Annotated in this window: 17 protein-coding genes; 8 read left to right on the forward strand and 9 right to left on the reverse strand. The window is 75.3% G+C overall.

Annotation, left to right across the window (positions count from 1 at the left end; translation table 11 throughout):
- Positions 1–246: 246 nt before the first annotated feature.
- Entirely contained in the window at positions 247–636 is a 390-nt protein-coding gene (locus SXIN_RS01185) for a DUF3037 domain-containing protein (RefSeq protein ID WP_095756434.1), read from the reverse strand.
- Positions 633–1415: a HipA family kinase gene (locus tag SXIN_RS01190; RefSeq protein ID WP_019706440.1), complete on the reverse strand. Its 783-nt coding sequence runs from the start codon at positions 1413–1415 to the stop codon at positions 633–635. The genes SXIN_RS01185 and SXIN_RS01190 overlap by 4 nt, the downstream gene beginning before the upstream one ends.
- Before the next feature lie 176 nt (positions 1416–1591).
- Here SXIN_RS01190 and SXIN_RS01195 point away from each other — a divergent pair, with 176 nt between their 5' ends.
- Positions 1592–2107 (forward strand): Rieske (2Fe-2S) protein, encoded by a 516-nt coding sequence (locus SXIN_RS01195; RefSeq protein WP_095756435.1) that lies wholly within the window; start codon positions 1592–1594, stop codon positions 2105–2107.
- A gap of 408 nt (positions 2108–2515) precedes the next feature.
- Positions 2516–2983 carry a pyridoxamine 5'-phosphate oxidase family protein gene (locus SXIN_RS01200; protein WP_019706660.1) on the forward strand — a complete coding sequence of 156 codons (468 nt, stop codon included), beginning with the start codon at positions 2516–2518 and terminating at the stop codon, positions 2981–2983.
- A 27-nt stretch (positions 2984–3010) separates the two neighbouring features.
- Here SXIN_RS01200 and SXIN_RS01205 read toward each other — a convergent pair whose 3' ends face one another.
- Positions 3011–3964 (reverse strand): LysR family transcriptional regulator, encoded by a 954-nt coding sequence (locus SXIN_RS01205; protein WP_095756436.1) that lies wholly within the window; start codon positions 3962–3964, stop codon positions 3011–3013.
- 38 nt (positions 3965–4002) lie between these two features.
- On the opposite strand from SXIN_RS01205, the gene SXIN_RS01210 reads away from it, so the two are divergent.
- Positions 4003–5001, forward strand: a complete 999-nt coding sequence (locus SXIN_RS01210) for a DMT family transporter (protein ID WP_039820903.1) — start codon at positions 4003–4005, stop codon at positions 4999–5001.
- On the opposite strand, the gene SXIN_RS01215 is transcribed toward SXIN_RS01210, so the two are convergent.
- Positions 4992–6323, reverse strand: a complete 1332-nt coding sequence (locus SXIN_RS01215; RefSeq protein WP_095756437.1) for an aminotransferase class I/II-fold pyridoxal phosphate-dependent enzyme — start codon at positions 6321–6323, stop codon at positions 4992–4994. The genes SXIN_RS01210 and SXIN_RS01215 overlap by 10 nt on opposite strands.
- Positions 6324–6358: 35 nt before the next feature.
- Here SXIN_RS01215 and SXIN_RS01220 point away from each other — a divergent pair, with 35 nt between their 5' ends.
- Positions 6359–7021 carry a pyridoxamine 5'-phosphate oxidase family protein gene (locus tag SXIN_RS01220; RefSeq protein WP_019706544.1) on the forward strand — a complete coding sequence of 221 codons (663 nt, stop codon included), beginning with the start codon at positions 6359–6361 and terminating at the stop codon, positions 7019–7021.
- On the opposite strand, the gene SXIN_RS01225 is transcribed toward SXIN_RS01220, so the two are convergent.
- Together SXIN_RS01225 and SXIN_RS01230 are read right to left on the reverse strand one after the other, a co-directional pair.
- Positions 7008–8078: a DMT family transporter gene (locus SXIN_RS01225; RefSeq protein WP_192883538.1), complete on the reverse strand. Its 1071-nt coding sequence runs from the start codon at positions 8076–8078 to the stop codon at positions 7008–7010. The two genes, SXIN_RS01220 and SXIN_RS01225, sit on opposite strands and share 14 nt — an antisense overlap.
- Before the next feature lie 156 nt (positions 8079–8234).
- Complete coding sequence (locus SXIN_RS01230) at positions 8235–9227, reverse strand: EamA family transporter (protein WP_019707021.1); 993 nt, start codon at positions 9225–9227, stop codon at positions 8235–8237.
- A gap of 327 nt (positions 9228–9554) precedes the next feature.
- Here SXIN_RS01230 and SXIN_RS01235 point away from each other — a divergent pair, with 327 nt between their 5' ends.
- Positions 9555–9914, forward strand: coding sequence for a hypothetical protein (locus SXIN_RS01235; RefSeq protein ID WP_095756438.1), 360 nt, complete (start codon positions 9555–9557; stop codon positions 9912–9914).
- A gap of 128 nt (positions 9915–10042) precedes the next feature.
- On the opposite strand, the gene SXIN_RS01240 is transcribed toward SXIN_RS01235, so the two are convergent.
- Positions 10043–10495 (reverse strand): Clp protease N-terminal domain-containing protein, encoded by a 453-nt coding sequence (locus SXIN_RS01240; RefSeq protein ID WP_420341029.1) that lies wholly within the window; start codon positions 10493–10495, stop codon positions 10043–10045.
- A 437-nt stretch (positions 10496–10932) separates the two neighbouring features.
- On the opposite strand from SXIN_RS01240, the gene SXIN_RS01245 reads away from it, so the two are divergent.
- A complete protein-coding gene (locus tag SXIN_RS01245) occupies positions 10933–11757 on the forward strand; it encodes a PhzF family phenazine biosynthesis protein (RefSeq protein ID WP_019708268.1) in 825 nt (274 codons plus the stop codon).
- A gap of 67 nt (positions 11758–11824) precedes the next feature.
- Here SXIN_RS01245 and SXIN_RS01250 read toward each other — a convergent pair whose 3' ends face one another.
- Together SXIN_RS01250 and SXIN_RS01255 are read right to left on the reverse strand one after the other, a co-directional pair.
- Positions 11825–12604, reverse strand: a complete 780-nt coding sequence (locus tag SXIN_RS01250; protein ID WP_238153909.1) for a CPBP family intramembrane glutamic endopeptidase — start codon at positions 12602–12604, stop codon at positions 11825–11827.
- Between the two features lie 183 nt (positions 12605–12787).
- Complete coding sequence (locus tag SXIN_RS01255; protein ID WP_095756441.1) at positions 12788–14290, reverse strand: glutamate-cysteine ligase family protein; 1503 nt, start codon at positions 14288–14290, stop codon at positions 12788–12790.
- 473 nt (positions 14291–14763) lie between these two features.
- On the opposite strand from SXIN_RS01255, the gene SXIN_RS01260 reads away from it, so the two are divergent.
- Together SXIN_RS01260 and SXIN_RS01265 are read left to right on the forward strand one after the other, a co-directional pair.
- Positions 14764–15351 (forward strand): hypothetical protein, encoded by a 588-nt coding sequence (locus tag SXIN_RS01260; protein WP_019708265.1) that lies wholly within the window; start codon positions 14764–14766, stop codon positions 15349–15351.
- Between the two features lie 327 nt (positions 15352–15678).
- On the forward strand, positions 15679–15885 hold the full coding sequence (locus tag SXIN_RS01265) for a DUF5999 family protein (protein WP_019708264.1): 207 nt from the start codon (positions 15679–15681) through the stop codon (positions 15883–15885).
- Positions 15886–15966: the final 81 nt, after the last annotated feature.

The following is a 15966-nucleotide window of genomic DNA, read 5'->3' on the forward strand; positions in this document are numbered from 1 at the left end:
CCCGCCGGGCCTCCACACCGGCACCCCGCCCGGCGCCTCTGCGAGGCGCGAGCGGCAACGGGCGAGAGGGAGGGAAACGCACCCGCGCGAAGCCGGGAAGGGCCGCACCCTCCGACGGAGGCGCACCCGGCAGGGCCGGGACCCGCCCGCGGGCCGCTGGGGCGGCCGGAGCCGGAAACCCACGCGGGCCGGGAGCAGCCGCGCCGAAAGGCACCCCGGTCGCGGGCGGCCGGGGGCCGCGGGGCCTCACCGCACCAGCAGCGCCAGCAACCGCTCCGCTTCGGCAACCGGGTCGGCCGTCAGCCCGGTGTGCACCGGCCCGGGCTGCAGCACCGTGCTGCGCGGCGCCACCAGCCAGCGGAACCGCCGGCCCGGGTCCTCCTCCGCGGCCCGCCCGCCGCCGCCCTGGCAGAACTCCTCGGCCGCGCGCAGCGCCGCCCGTACGCCCGCGGCATCGGCCCGCGGGTCCAGGGCGCGCAGCCGCGCCTCGTCGAGATGGGTCCGGGCCACGACGAGCGAACGCGCCCGGCAGTAGACGGCGACACCCGCGTTGAAACACTCCCCGCGCTCGATCCGCGGCACCACCCGCAGCAGCGCGTACTCGAAGACGTCGCGCCCGTCCGCTCCCGCGCTCACCGGGCCGCCCTGGCGTCGCCCGCGCCCGCCGGGGCGGACAGGAGGCTCTCGTGGACGGCCTCGGACCGGCGCAGCAGGATCTCGGCGTACGCGCGGCGCAGCGGCTCCGGGCCGTCGAAGCCGGGTTCGCCGTCCAGCCACGCGTCGGGCACCCGGGCGGTGATCTCGGCCAGCAGGTCCGCGGTCACCCGGGGCGCGAGTTCGGCCGCGGCCCGGCGGACGTCGGGGAGGAACGGGGCGAGGACGTGGTCCGTGGCGTCGTACGGCCGTGCCGCGGCCTTCCGCGCCGAGGGCCAGTGGTGGTGCCAGATCATGGTGGCTCCGTGGTCGATCAGCCAGGGTTCGCCCTGCCGCACCAGCAGGTTGGGGTTGCGCCAGGACCGGTCGACGTTGCCCACGAGGGCGTCGAACCAGACGACGCGGCCGGCGTCGGCCGGGGTCATCTCCCACCCCAGCGGGTCGAAGCCGAGCGCGCCGGAGAGGAAGCGGGCTCCGAAATTCGGCCCGCCGCCCTTGAGCAGGTCCTGCACCTCCGGGTCGGGCTCCGCCAGCCCGAGCACGGGGTCGAGCCGGACGACGGCCGGCTCCGGCACCCGCAGCCCCAGTCTGCGGCCCAGCTCGGCGCAGATCACCTCGGCGACGAGGGTCTTGCGGCCCTGCGCGGCCCCGGCGAACTTCACCACCCAGAGGCCGAGGTCGTCCGCCTCGACGAGGCCGGGCAGCGAACCGCCCTCCCGCAGCGGTGCGATGTAGCGGGTGGCGGTGACGTCGCGCAGCATCTCTCCAGGTTACGGGGGACCGCCGTGCGCGGGTGCCGGACCCGGCGGCCGGGCCGGGCGGCGCCCCGGGCGGCGCTGAACACCCCGGGGCCCCGCTGCGTACAGGTCGGGGGAAGCAAGCGGCCGTCACCGGGGCAGGTCGCGCACAGCGCCTCAGCGAAAGGGACGTACTCACCATGACGGGATCTCAGGGCTCCGCGCGGAGCACCAGCCGCCGCGCCGTGGTCACAGCCGCCGGGGCCGCCGGTCTCACGGCGGCCCTCGCCGCCTGTGGCGACTCGGGTGACTCCGGCGCCCCTGCACAGCAGCCGGACGGCGGCGCCGCGGCGCCCGAGGCGGGTGCGGACGCCGGTGCCGGCTCCGGCGAGGCCGGCGGGGGCACCGGCGGGGAGGCGGCCGGGGGCGGCACGGAGCTGGCGAAGACGGCGGACATACCCGAGGGCGGCGGCAAGGTCTTCCCGGACCAGAAGGTGGTCGTGACACAGCCGGCCGCCGGTGACTTCAAGGCCTTCTCCGCGACCTGCACCCACCAGGGCTGCGCGGTGAAGGACGTGACCGACGGCCTCATCAACTGCCCCTGCCACGGCGCCAAATACAGCGCGCTCGACGGCAGCGTCAAGGCCGGCCCGGCACCCAAGCCGCTGCCGCCCGCGAAGATCACCGTCCAGGGTGACGCGGTGATGCTGGGCTGACCGCCCCCGGCCGCCCTTCCGGCGGGGCGGCCGGGGCCGCCGCGGCCGGGCAGGACGGGGCAGGACGGGGCAGGACGGAGAAGACGGAAGAGACGGAGAAGGGGAGGCGGCGGGAAGAGGGGAAGGCCGGACAAGACCGCGGTGCGGGCCCGCGGCGCTCCAGCAGGGAGGAGCGCCGCGGGCGCTGTCGTTCCGGCCGCTCCCGCGCCCCGTCGCACGGGGCTCCCCCACGGCGTCTCCCCCGGAGCCCGCACCGCGGCGGGCTCCGCGCCGCGAACACCGCCTCGCCCACCCACCGGGGCACCTCCGCCCTCGCCGTCCCCGTGACGGAACCGTCGTTGCGCGCCCCGCCCCGAGCCCACATGCTGTCCGGACGCCCGATCACCACCAGCACGGAGGACGGACTCGATGACCGCCACCCAGCGGCGCGGCCGCCGGATCATGATGAGCCCGGAGGAGCTGGACGCCTTCCTCACCGGGCAGCGCACCTGCCGGGTGGCCACGGTCGGCGCGGACGGCCGTCCGCATGTCAGCGCGCTCTGGTTCTGCTGGGACGGCACGTCCCTCTGGCTCTACTCGCTGGCCCGCAGCCGCCGCTGGGCACAGCTGCGCCACGACCCGCGGCTCGCGGTGATCGTGGACGACGGCGAGGAGTACGGGGAGCTGCGCGGCGCCGAGCTGTCGGGGACGGCGGAGTTCGTCGGGGAGGTGCCCCGCACCGGAGAACCGCACCCCGGACTCGACGCGCCCGAGCGGCTCTTCGCCGGCAAGTACTTCGGGCTGGAGGAGCTGCCGCACGACGGGCGGCACGGCTGGCTGCGGCTCACCCCGGAGGCCGTCGCCTCCTGGGACTTCCGCAAGTTGGCGGAGGGCTGACCCCGAGGGCTCACCGGACTCCGGCACTCAGCACTCTCCGCCCACCGCACCCCCGTCCGCCGTGTCCGCTCCGCCCGTGTCCCGCGCACCCGCCGCGCTCTGCCGCAGCGCCGCCACGGCGGCCCGTATCGCGGGCCGGCGGTCGGCGTCGGCCCGCCAGACGGCGTAGATGTGCCGGCGCATCCCGCTGCGGACCCGCACCATCCGCACCCCCTCCGGCACGGGCCCGCGGCCCAGCCTCGGCGCGACGGCGACTCCGAGGCCGGCGGCGACGAGGGCCAGCTGGGTGTGGTGCTCCCCGGCCATGTGGGAGACCCGCGGCTCGATGCCCTTGCCGCGCAGGGTCAGCATCAGCCAGTCGTGGCAGAACTCGCCCTGCGGCCAGGAGACCCACTCGTCGCCGGCGAAGTCCTCCAGCTCCGCCTCGGCCCGGCCGGCGAGCCGGTGGCCGGCGGGGATCGCGACATCGGCGGGATCATCGAGCAGCGGTGCCTTGGTGAGTCCGCCGGGCAGCGAGAGCGGCTTGTTGTACCAGTCGAGGACGACGGCCAGGTCGAGGTCGCCGCGGACGGTCCCGGGCACGGCGTCGTCCGGTTCCAGCTCGCGCAGCCGCACCCGGAGCCGGGGGTGTTCCCCGCGGAGCGTGCGCAGGGCCGCGGGGAGCAGGCCGCGTGCCGCGGTGGGGAAGGCGCCGATGCGCAGCTCGCCGACGGGCTGCCCGGCCCGCGCCTCCAGGTCCGCCTGGGCGAGTTCGACCTGGGAGAGGATGCGCGCCGCGTGCTCGGCGAGCAGCCGGCCGGCGTCCGTCAGCCGGATGCCGCGGCCGTTGCGTGCCAGCAGCCGCTGTCCGGTGTCCCGTTCGAGCTTGCCGAGCTGCTGCGATACGGCGGAGGTGGTGACGTGCAGTCCGGCGGCGGCCGCGCTGATGGAGCCGTGCCGGGCCACGGCGTCCAGGGTGCGCAGCCGGTCCAGGTTCAACATGTAAGCGATGCTAAACGGTGGGGTCCAGATTCTTTCGCTTGTCCTACGAGATCTCGCGGAGCATCGTGGGGCCCATGACCGCCCCCGCCACGACGGACGACTCCCGCTCCGCACCCGCCGCCCCGGCCCCCGGCCGCGGCACCGCCCGCCGCCCCGCCGTCGACTGGCGGATCCGCTTCGCCGTCCTCTCGCTGATCTGGGGCTTCAGTTTTCTGCTGATCAAGGTGGGAACGGAGGGCTACGCCCCGCTGCAGGTCACCCTCGGGCGGATGGTGTTCGGGACGGCGGTGCTGCTGGCCGCGCTGGGTCTGCGGCGGCAGCGCCTCCCCCGGGGCGCCCGCGCCTGGGGCCACCTGGCCGTCTCCGCCCTCTTCCTCAACGCGCTGCCGTACTCCCTCTTCGCCTACGCCGAGTTGACCATCTCCTCCACGCTGGCCGGGATCTGCAACGCCACCACCCCGCTCTGGGGCATGGCGCTGTCGATGGTCGCGCTCTCGGAGGACCGGCCGACCCGGCGCCGGGTGGCGGGCCTCGGCCTGGGCTTCATCGGTGTGCTGACCGTGCTGGGCGCCTGGCAGGGTTTCTCCGGGCAGGACCCGGCGGGCACGGCGATGGCCCTGGCCGCCTCGGCGAGCTACGCCGTCGGCTGGGTCCACGTCCGCCGCACCCTGGCGGGCCGGGCCGATTCCCATCTGGCGATGTCGAGCGCCCAGTTGCTGCTGGGCACCGCTCAACTGGCCGTCGTCACCCCGCTGTTCACCTCCGTCCCGGACTCCTTCCCGCTGGTGCCGCTGCTGGCCGTGACGGCGCTCGGCGCGCTCGGCACCGGTGCGGCCTTCCTCATCCAGTACGGGCTGGTCGCCGAGGTGGGGCCGACGACCGCGCAGATGGTCACGTACTTCATCCCCGTCATCGCGACAGCCGCCGGCGTGGCGCTGCTCGGCGAGCGCCTCGACTGGAACGTCCCGGCCGGAGCGCTGATCGTGCTGGCCGGGGCGGCGCTCACCCAGAGCCGGCGCCGCCGCCCTCAGGCGTAGCGCTCCGCGGGGGGCGGGCCGGCGGCCGCCGCGAGCGCCTCGGCCACCGTCTCGATCTCGTCCCGCGCCAGCGGCGACACGGTCACCCGCACCCCCGGGCGCGAGGCCGTGCGGAAGCGGGCGCCGGGGGCCACGGCCCAGCCGGCCCTCAGGAGCCGGGCGACCGCGCCGGTTTCATCGGGGACCGGCACCCAGACGTTCATCCCGCTCCGCCCCTGCGCCGCGACCCCCCGCCGCCGCAGCGCCGCCACCAGGGCCTCGCGCCGGGCGCCGTAGGAGCGGGCGACGGCCGCCGGGTCCACCGCGCCGGACCGCCACAGCTCCGTCACGGTGTGCTGCAGGAGATGGCTGACCCAGCCGGGGCCGAGCCGCTGCCGGCCCCGCACCCGGTCGGTGGTGAGCGCGTCCCCGGTGAAGACGGCGAGCCGGAGGTCGGGGCCGTACGCCTTGGCGGTGGAGCGGACGAAGGCCCAGTGCGGCACGCTTCCCGCCAGCGGGTGGAGGGGCAGGGAGACGATGCCGTGCCCGTGGTCGTCCTCGATGAGCAGCGTGCGCGGATGGCGGGCCAGGACGGCCCGCAGCTCCGCCGCCCGCGCCGCGCTCACGGCCGCGCCGGTCGGGTTCTGCGCGCGGTCGGTGACGACGAGCGCCCGCGCCCCCTCCCGGAGCGCCCGGTCGGCCTCGCCGGGCAGCGGCCCTTCGTCGTCGACCGCGACGGGCACCGCCCGCATCCCGAGCGCCGGCACGAGGTCGAGCATGCTGCCCCAGCCGGGGTCCTCGACCGCCACCGCGTCGCCGGGCCGGAGATGCGCGGCGAGCACGCGTTCGATCGCGTCCAGGGAGCCGGAGGTGACGCCGACGGGCCCGTCCGGCACCCCGTCGGCGTCCAGCTCCGCGCGGGCGGCCCGCGCCAGCTCCGGGTCCACGGACGGGGCCCCGTACAGGACCGGCCGCCCCGCGCAGCGGCGGGCGGCCTCGGCGAGCGCGGGCCCCAGTGGCGGCAGCAGGGCCGGATCCGGGTTGCCGGTGGACAGATCGCGCCCGCCCGGGGGCGCCTCGACCCGGATGGACTCCCGCGCGGTGCTGGCCGGCCGGGCGCGGACGCGGCTGCCCCGCCGGCCGTCCGTCTCGATCACCCCGCGGTCCCGCAGCAGGCGGTAGGCGGCGGCGACGGTGTTCGGGTTGACGCCCAGCTCTCCGGCGAGTTCCCGCAGGGGCGGCAGCCGCCTCCCGGGGGCGAGGGCGCCCGCGCCCACGCCCTCCTCCACGCTCGCCGCGATCTCGGCTGCGCGCCGCCCGCGGATCCGGTAATCTCCTAGCACAAAGCTCATTATGCACTAAGGCAAAGGAGAACGCCATGCCGGGGCCCGCCCCCTACGGACCGAGCGAGCGCACCACCCCGACCCGGGCCCGCCACCGCGCCTCGTACGACCGCGAGGTGGTGCACGCGATCCTCGACGAGGGCTGGGTCTGCCACCTCGGCTATATCCGCGACGGCGCGCCGGTCGTGCTCCCGACGATCTACGCCCGCGTCGGCGAGCGCCTGTACCTGCACGGCTCGACCGGCTCCCGCCCGCTGCGCGAGACGGAGGAGAGCGGGACCGGCCTGCCGGTCTGCGTGACCGTCACCCATGTCGACGGGGTGGTGCTGGCCCGGTCCGCCTTCCACCACTCCGTCAACTACCGCTCGGTGGTGGTCCACGGGACCGCCCGGAGCGTCCTCGGCCGGGAGGAGCGGGCGGCGGCCCTGAACGCCCTGGTCGACCAGGCCGTGCCCGGCCGCTCCCGGGACGCGCGCCCGGCGAACGCCAAGGAGCTCGCCGCCACGTCCGTCGTCTCCGTGGACCTGCGGGAGGTCTCGGCGAAGATCCGCACCGGCGGGCCGAACGACGAACCCGGGGACCTGGGCCTCCCCCACTGGAGCGGGGTCCTCCCGGTCGCCACCACCCGCGGCACCCCGCAGCCGGCCGCCGGCCTGGCCCCGTCCGTCGCCGTCCCGGCCTACCTCACCTCCGGCTGAGCCACCGCCGGCCGCCCCGTGCGGGCACACGGGATCCACCCGTCACGCGGCCCCGGACCGGCGCGGCCCGGAGCCCGGAAGCACCCGGGCGCACCGGGGCGGCCGCCCGGGTTTCCGCGACAGCCAGCCCCGTCACCGCGGCCAGCAGCAGCCCGGTGCCCAGCAGCATGGCCCCGGTGAGACGTTCACCGAGGAGAAGCACCGCGATCACGGCCGCGGCAACCGGCTCGATCAGCATGACGACCGAGGTGGTGGCCGCCCGGACGACCGCCGCGCCGGCGAAGTACAGCGCGTAGGCCAGCGCGGTCGGCACCGCGGCCACGTACACCAGCAGCCCGAGCACCCGCCCGGGTTCCCCGGTGTGCGGCAGCAGCCCCTCCGACAGGCCCCAGGGCAGCAGGCAGACCGCCCCGACCGCGAGAGCCCACGTCGTCGTGGAGCGGTGGTCCGCCCGGGCCCCGTGCCGCCCCAGCCATCGGGCGAGCAGGCCGACCCCGGCGTATCCGGCAGCGGAGAGGAGCGCCAGCCCCACCCCGAGAGGACGGACCGTGCCCCCGCCGCCGCCCAGGACGAGCACCACGAGGCCGGCGAGCGCTCCGGCCACCGCGGCCAGGCCGCCGCGTCCGAGGCGCTCCCCCATCAGCAGCCGGGCGCCGACAGCGATCAGGACCGGGCCCGCTCCCAGGGTCACCACGGTGCCGACCGCGAGCCCGGTCTCCAGCACCGCGGCGAAGTAGGCGGTCTGGAACAGGGTCATCCCGCAGCCGGTGCCGAGGATGCGCAGCCACCGCCGGCCCGCGGGCTCGGGCGCCCCCGGCATCCGCCGCGCGGGCCGCACGGCGGCCGGCACCGACCAGCCGAGCATCAGGACGAGCCCGCCGGCGCAGCGCCAGAAGGACAGCGCGACGGGGCCGAGGTCGCTGAGGCCGTGCAGCAGCGCGGCGGCCGCTCCGACGGTGCCCCAGGCCGCGCCGGCCACGGCGAGGAAGACGAGAGCCCGGCCCACGGACAGGCCGGACGCGGGCACGGACGAGGTGAGAAGAGACTTGGAGCGCACGTGAGGTTCTCCACGGAAGACGAGGACGGTGGCCGCGGGACTTCCTGACGCGGGCAGCGACGACCGGCCCGGCAGCCGGCCGGGCTGGTCCTCCGGGATGGCCGCCCGCCCTACGCGGGGGGAGGCGGCAGAACCATGAGACGCACGGAGAGCACCTTAACCGGTCCCCTCGCGGACGGACCGGCCCTCCGCGGGTGCCGGGGAGGGCGGCTCCGCCGTCCGGGCCACCACCCCCGCGCCGTCCTTGGGCACCGAGCTCTGGGCGATGAGGGCACCGGCCAGCACCGCGGCTCCGCCCAGCAGTTGGGGCGCGGACAGGTGTTCCCCCAGCAGCACCCAGGCGAGGACGGTGGCGACGACCGCCTCCAGGCACGCCACCACCCCGGCCACCTGCGGCGACAGCCGCCGTACGGCCACCACGCCGGTCAGATAGGCCAGGACGGTGGCGACCAGGACCACCCAGCCGAGCAGCAGCGCCGCGGGCACCGCCGCGTCCGCCAGCTCCGCCCGCCCGGCGAGGAGGTGCCAGTCGATGCCCCACGGACGGGCGAGCAGGGTCAGCGCGGCAGCGCCGATCAGGAATCCGTACGCGATGACACCGGCCGGGTCGGCCGTGTCGTCACCGCCGCTGCCGTGGTCGGACAGCACGAAGTAGCCGACCTGGCAGCAGGCCGCGCCGAGCGCGAGGAGCAGCCCGAGGGCGTCGAAGCCGAGCCCCGCCCAGACCTCCACCACACAGGCCAGGCCGCCGACGGCGAGGACGGCCCCGAGCGCCGCCGCCCGTGTCACCGGCCGCCGCTGCACGAACCGGACCCAGCCGAGGACCAGGGCCGGAGCCAGATACTCCACGAGCAGGGCGACCCCCACCGGGATGCGCGAGATCGCCGCGAAGTAGCAGACCTGCACCCCGGCGACGGCCAGCAGGCCGAAGCCGGTGAGCAGTGCGGGACGCCGGCGCAGGAGTCCGCGGTGGCGCCAGGCGAGGGGCAGCAGCACCAGTGCGGCGCCCGCGACCCGCAGCCACACCACGTGCAGCGGGGTCATGCCCGCCTCGATCAGCGGCTTGGCCGCCACACCCGAGCCGCCGAAGGCGAGTGCCGAGACGAGGGCGAGCCCGAGACCGGCGGATCTTCCACGGGACGTCTGCATCCGCTCATCATGTCAGCACCGTCGGATGGCGTCATGAATGTCACCGTCATTGACACCTGTCGGCCACCCCGGCGACCCCGGGCGGCCCGGGCGGACGCACCGGGCGGCGCCCGGGACGTCCCGGGAAACCGTCCCACTGGCGAACGTCCCCGCAGTTCAGCGAATCGCATGTCCCACGATTGCGTCATTTCCCTGTTCATTCTGGACAGTTCGGGTTCCGTACCCCCAGTCTCGTCACCGGAAGCAGGGCCGGGCCGGGCGGGCTCCCGCACGCGCCGGGCCTCCAGACCGTCCGTCCAACGGACCATCGGAAAGGACTCCGGACCCATGACGAACACACGTACCGGGACCGCCCGCAGGCGTCTCGCACTCACCGCCGCCACCGCGGCCCTCGCCGGCGGCCTCGCCCTCCCCGCCGCCACCGCGGTCGCGGCACCCGCCGGAACCGCGGAGCGGACGGCCCCGGCCGCGGCGGCCGACGCGCGGGGCACCGCCCCGGCCTGCGTCCGGCGGGACGTGGTCAAGCACCGGAAGAAGGTCACCGTCACGAACACCTGCGGCCGGACCATGCACGTCAAGGTGGTCATCAAGCGCGGCAGGGACCTCCCGTGCCTGACCTACCAGCACGGTGAGACCTGGACAGGCCACTGGCGCATCGGTTCCTACGGCAAGGTCGTCACCTGCTGACCCGCCCTCGCCCCGGCGTCCCCGGCGAAGTCCGTCCCGCCGGGGACGCCCCTCCGCGGATCCGCCCGCGGCCGCCGTCACCCCGCGCCCCGGGCAGCCGGGCAGCCGGCACGGACCCGGCCGGCCGCTCAGCCGCCGTCCCGGACGGCGCCGCACTCCAGCCGGGCCACCAGCCGCTCCGGGTCGACGCCGACCCGGCGCAGCACCTCCACCGCCCGGCACTCCCGGTCGGCGGCCAGGGCGGCCAGCAGGTCCGCACCCGTCGCCCGGTCGGCTCCCCGGGCGCGGGCCCGCGTCAACGCGCCCTCCACGGCCGCGGCGGCCGCCGGCGAGAGCGGCGTCGTACCGCCCGCACGGGCCCGGAACGGCGCCTGGGACCCCTCGGCCGCGCCCCGCCAGCGCAGCCCGTAGCCGATGCTTCGCTGGGCCAGATAGCCGCGCAGACGCAGGACCTGGGCCGGGCCGCCGTCGAACGCGGCCCGTACGTCCGGGTCGTAATCCAGCAGGCTGTGCAGCAGATGCGCCGTGTCCGTCTGCCGGTCCCCGTCGCGGACGGCGCGCCGGCGGGCACCGGAGGCCACGGACGCCGGTTCGACGCGGAACCCGGCAGGCCCGGCCGGGCGGGCGGAGCGGAGGGGACAGGTGGACGCGGTCTGCGACGTACGGTTGTGCACCCTTCCACCCCATCAGTTCCCGGCCGCTCCGGCATCCGCGCGGGGGCTCATCTCCGCCTACGCCCTGGGACGGGCGGCTCCGTTCGGCATCTCCTCCTCACGGAGGAGAGCACCGCGCGGACCGGGGGCGCGCCCGGCGGGCGGACGCGCCGGGAGAGCACTGGGGAGGAGGCGGGAAGAACGGCGGAAGGACGGCCGACGGCCACGAGGGGAAGGACCACCGGTATGCCGCCATGCCGCCCCCATGGCCGCCACCGCACGCCGCCCCCGGGCCGGCGCACCAAGGCCACCGGCCGCCCAGTGGCCTTGGTGCGCCGCCTCCGCCCCGGCCTAGGGTGCCGCCCATGAGGATTCGTATCGTCGACGCCTTCACCGACCGCCCGTTCGCCGGCAACCCCGCCGGGGTCGTCCTTCTCGACGGGGACGGCTTCCCCGGCGCCGGGTGGCTCCAGCGCGTGGCCGCCGAGGTCAATCTCGCCGAGACGGCCTTCGCCCACCGCCTCGGCCCCGGCGCGGACGCCGGCTGGGCGCTGCGCTGGTTCACCCCCGTCACGGAGGTGGATCTCTGCGGCCACGCGACCCTGGCCACCGCGCACGTCCTGCACACCACCGGCACCGCCACCGGGACGGTCCGCTTCACCACCCGCGGCGGCGTCCTCACCGCGGCCACCGGGGACGACGGGGTCATCACCCTGGACTTCCCGACCGCGCCGCTCACCGCCGTCGACGTGCCCCCGGAGCTGCCGGAAGCACTCGGCGCACGGCCGGTGTCCGCCCACGACACCGGACCGGCCGTCGGCGACCTGCTGGTGGAACTGCCCGGCGAGCGGGCCGTGCGGGACCTCGCCCCCGACTTCCGCGCCCTCGCCCGGCTCGGCCACCGCGGCGTCATCGCGACGGCGGCCGCCGGGGACCCGTCGGCGGGCTACGACTTCGTCTCCCGCTTCTTCGGGCCGGCGGTCGGGATCGACGAGGACCCGGTGACCGGCAGCGCCCACACCGCGCTCGCGCCCTTCTGGTCCGCCAGGCTGGGCCGCGAGGAGCTGACGGGGCTCCAGGCGTCCGCCCGCACGGGGCTGGTGCGCACGGCGCTGCGCGGGGAGCGGACCCTGCTGTCCGGCGGGGCGGTCACCGTCATCGACGGAGAGCTGCTGACCGCCCCGGACTGAGACCCGGACGTCCGGTGCTCCGGGCCACGCCCGTCCGGTCGTACGCCCGGCCGGACGAGCGGGTCCGTCAGGGCGGGGTCGGCAGCCAGTCGACCTCGCCCGCCAGCAGCGCGTAGCCGCCGAACGCCACGATGTCGATCAGCGCGTGCGCGGCGACCAGCGGCCCGATCCGCCCCCAGCGCCGGTAGAGGAGCACGAAGACGACGCCCATCACCAGGTTCCCTACGAATCCGCCGATGCCCTGGTAGAGGTGGTACGTCCCGCGGAGCACCGAACTCGCGAGGAGCGCCGCCGCCGGGGTCCAGCCCAACTGCCCGAGGCGGCGCAGCAGATAGCCGACGACCACGACCTCCTCCAGCAGGGAGTTCTGCACCGCCGAGGCGATGAGCACCGGGAACTTCCACCAGACGTCGGGGAGCGACTCCGGCACCACCGTGAGGTTGGCCCCCGTCGCCCACACCGCCAGATAGAACAGCAGTCCGGTGCCGCCGATGGCCGCCGCCACGAGCGCGCCGCGGCCGAGGTCGGAGCCGGGCCGCCGCCGGTCCAGCCCGAGCGCCCGCAGTCCGCCGGCACCCTCGCGGAGCAGCAGATGTGCCACGAGGGCGACGGGCACCAGCGCGGTGGCGATGCCGAACAGCTGCCAGGCCAGGTCGAGCCAGGGACGGCCCGGCGCCTGGGAGCCGTTGAGGGTGGCCGCCCGGTCCTGCAGATCGCCGGGCGCGGTGACGGAGCCGGTGAAGCTGATCACCGCCGAGAGCGCACTGGCGCCGACGGAGAGTGCCAGCACGAGCAGTGTCTCCTGCCGCAGCACCCACGGCGCCGGCGTCTTCTCCTCGCGCGGCACCCCGGCCGCACCGCCCGACTCTGCCCGCACAACCCGCCTCCGGTCCGCCGCGTTCCCCTTTTCTACACGGCCGGGAAGCGGCGCCACCAGCGCGGGTCCGCCGGACTCCCCGGCCCGCCCCGCACCGTACGCCCGCGTGAACGACGACGGAGCGGCCCGGGCCGGGCCGGGCCGGGCCCGGGCTCAGTCCGGCAGGTCGGCGGGCCAGGTGTGCACCGGTTCGCCCGTGCGCGCGAGTTCCGCGTAGCGCCGGGTGGCCGCGGCCAGCGCGCTCTGCCGGCCGAGACCCCGCTCCCGCGCCCGGCGGAATGCCTCGGCCTGCCAGGAGGCGCCGTTCACCCGCCGCCGGCAGCGCTCCTCGATGATGCCGAGATAGTGGTCGCGGTCCGCGGGCTCCACACCCCAGGCGTCGAGGCCGGCGGCCGCCAGCGGCAGGAGTTCCTCCCGGACCAGGCGCGGGGCGGGCACGTCCGTCACCGCTCCGCCCCGGCCCCGGCGCGGCCAGCGGAGGGTGGCGTCGATGCCGTACCGGCAGGCGGCGTCGAAGTTCCGGGACGCGTCACCGAAGGGCAGCCGCGTCCACACCGGCCGGTTTTCCTCCGCGAGGGCGCGGACGAGTCCGTAGTAGAAGGCCGCGTTGGCGATGACGTCGTCGACGGTCGGCCCGGCCGGCAGCACCCGGTTCTCCACCCGCAGATGGGGGCGGCCGTCGCTGATGTCGTAGACCGGCCGGTTCCAGCGGTAGACAGTGCCGTTGTGCAGCACCAGTTCATGGAGGCCGGGGACGCCCTGCTCGTCGAGGACCTTGAGCGGGTCCTCCTCGTCGCAGATCGGCAGCAGGGCGGGGAAGTAGCGCACGTTCTCCTCGAAGAGGTCGTACGCGGACTCGATCCAGCGCTCCCCGAACCAGGTTCGCGGCCGTACGCCCTGGGCCTTGAGTTCGGGGGCGCGGGTGTCCGTGGACTGTAGGAAGAGCGGCGGCCGGGACTCCCGCCACAGCTCGCGGCCGAAGAGGAAGGGGGAGTTGGCGCCGACGGCGATCTGCGCGGCGGCCACCGCCTGGGCGGCGTTCCACACCGCGGCGAAGCGGCCGGGGGTCACCTGGAGGTGCAACTGCACCGAGGTGCAGGCGGCTTCGGGGGCGATCGAGGCGCTGGTGTAATGGAGCCGTTCGACGCCCTCGATGTCGAGCACCAGGTTCTCCCCGCGTGCGGCCAGGATCTGCTCGTTGAGCAGGGTGTAGCGGTCCGCCGCGGACAGGTTCGCGGAGACGAGGTCCGGACCGGCCAGGGTCGGGAGAATTCCGATCATCACGATCCCGGCGTCCACTTCCCGGGCTTTGCGGTCGGCATATGCGAGGGCGGTGCGGATCTCCTCGGCAAGCTGATCGAGAACGCGGCCGGACAACCGGTGCGGCACGATATTCACTTCGAGGTTGAACTGCCCCAACTCCGTCTGGAAATCCCCGCTCCGGATGCGCTCGAGCACTTCCGCATTCATCATGCGCGGCATGCCGTCCTCGCCGGCGAGATTCAGCTCGATCTCCACGCCCATCAGATTCCTCGGGCGGTCGAACCTCTTCTCCTCCAGCAGCCGCCCCAGACCCTCCAGACACTGGTGCAGTTTGGTGCGGTAGCGCTGCGGATCCGCCAGGTCGAACCCGTCCGCCTCGACCTTCTCGCCCATCGAAGGGTCCCTCCTCCAGTGCACCGGTGCCCGGGATGATGCCCGGCCGGCCGGACCACAACGCCCCGGCGGACAGCATCTGCCCGCTAGGATGCGCAGTACACCCCGGGGGCACATTCCATCGGCATAAAGAGGGCCGGGACGGGCACGGCACAAAGGTGTGGTGAAAAACACCAGCAAGATTCGGCCGACCGGCTGCCACGGCGTAACACAAGGCCACGGGTTTTGCGAACGGACAGAATGGTGGAACTCCCCCACCATCGCGGTCCGGTTTCAGTCTTGCCCGTAATACGCGCGTCGGCTAGCCGAAACGCGCCGTGAACACGCACCGTATAAACTCCGGGTACGCGGGCAGAGAGTACGTGTCGCCGGCATTCTCCGCTCCGGCCCCTCTTCCGCCCCGCGCCACGCTGACATTGCCGTCCGCACTTGCCCAGCATCACCCGTGTCTCCGAAGTGAGAGGCGACCCATCATGCCGCTGCTTTCCCTCCAGGCACCCAGGCCCGCCCAGCACAGCACCCTCGCGGCCCTCGGTTCCCCGGCCGCCGCGCCGGTGCTCCGCTCGCACCCCGGGCCGCTGACCCCGGAATCGCCCTTGCCGGTCCATGTCCTGGAGGGGATCACCCGGCAGGAAGGCCCACCGCCGGCCCGCCTGGCCGCGTGGCGCTTCCTGGTGCGGAGCGGGGGCCGCGCGGTGGCCGCCGCCGAGACCAAGCCCACGCCGGACGGCTGGGCCTTCTCCCACTTCTTCGGGGGCCCGTACCTCTCCTCGACCGAGCAGGCCCTGCGCCAGGCGGAGGCGCTGTCGGGCGTGTACCAGCCGCGTCTGCTGTCGGTGCCCGAGCTCTACATGCTCACGCTGTGGCTGCACGGCGACACCGCCGCGGACCCCGCGGAGGGCCAGCCCGCCCCCACGGACCTGCTGGTCCCCCTCGCGCCCGCGCCTCCCGGCATCGCCGCGCACCACCCGCACCGGGTGTCGGACCTGCTGCCGGTGCTCACCCTCCGGCTGGGCCGGGTGGCGCCCCTGCTGGACGCGACGGCCTCACCGGCCGCCTGAACACCCGGCTCTTCGCCCCGAACACTCGCGCCCCGCGGCTCCCCCGGCCGCGGGGCGCGCCGGTGCGCCGTCACCGCACCACCGCTCCGGCCCGGCCGGACTAGTCCGCTACGGCCATGGGGAACCACCCGAAGGGGCCGTCCTCTTGACGGCAACCGTCCGCAAGAGTGGTGCGTCATCACCCCGGAAGGGCGGGTACAGCGAAATTCCTGCGAAACACCATTCCGCGGGTAACACTGGAACCGACCAAGGAAAGGAATACGGGGGGCGGTTGTGAACATCATGTCAAGCCGCAGGACACTCACACCACAGCGAAAGATCCCTGCCATGTGCCAGCACTCCTCACCGTGCCCGACAGCCGACTCCGCCGACCGGGAAGCCGCCCACCTGGTGGCGCACCACCCCGAACAGGGCTGGAGTCTGCTGTGCAACGGCGTCCTGCTCTTCGAGGACACCGGTGAACTGCTGCCCGACGGGCAGATCATCGCTCCGCACCGGCCACTGGGCATCGAGCATGTGATGACCGCTGCCTGACCCGGCGGCCGGTAACGACGGGCACCCCACAGAGATCACTCCGCGCAGATCCGCACGACAACCGTACAGAGATCAAGGGCC

The sequence above is a fragment of the Streptomyces xinghaiensis S187 genome (assembly GCF_000220705.2).
Taxonomy (GTDB): Bacteria; Actinomycetota; Actinomycetes; order Streptomycetales; family Streptomycetaceae; genus Streptomyces; species Streptomyces xinghaiensis.